The organism is Bradyrhizobium sp. NBAIM08 (assembly GCF_020193935.1).
Classification (GTDB): Bacteria; Pseudomonadota; Alphaproteobacteria; order Rhizobiales; family Xanthobacteraceae; genus Bradyrhizobium; species Bradyrhizobium yuanmingense.
This window is the reverse complement of sequence record NZ_JADYVR010000379.1, coordinates 1-445: the sequence shown is the minus strand read 5'-3', so window position 1 is coordinate 445 and position 445 is coordinate 1. Positions and strand designations below refer to the sequence as shown.

Here is a 445-nt window from a genome sequence, read left to right as displayed (position 1 = left end):
TGCCTGCCTCGGCCGTACGGGCGTGGGCGGCGCGACCGAGGTTCGCCGCGACGGGCTCGTGGGGGCGCACGTGCCGTGGGCCGTCGACAACCACTGGATCGACGCCGCGGTGGCCGGCGCCGGCGCCGACCTGGTCGACGCGCCGCACTGCGTCTGGAGCGAGGTCGTGCCGGACGGCCGCGTCGAGCTGCCCGACGCCGCGATGCCCTGCATGGGCCTCGTCCTCGCCGACCTGCCCGCGGCTGAGGCGACGGAGGTCGAGACGCCTCCGCTCGCGGTCGTCGGAGAGCTGAACGACCGCGCGTACGGGCAGGCGGATCGGCTCGCGCCACTGATCGCCGCGATCGACGAGCCGCGCGTGCGGACGCACGGCCTGCACGTCGACGGCACGTGGGCGTGCGTCGCGGTGACGCTGCGCGTCGGCGACGATGTCAGCGTGCAGTAC

The 445-nt window shown here is 75.7% G+C and carries 1 protein-coding gene; it reads left to right on the top strand.

Annotated features, from left to right (window positions below):
* Positions 1–22: 22 nt before the first annotated feature.
* On the top strand, positions 23–445 hold a 423-nt coding region (locus I6F37_RS39995), incomplete at its 3' end, for a hypothetical protein (RefSeq protein ID WP_225154378.1).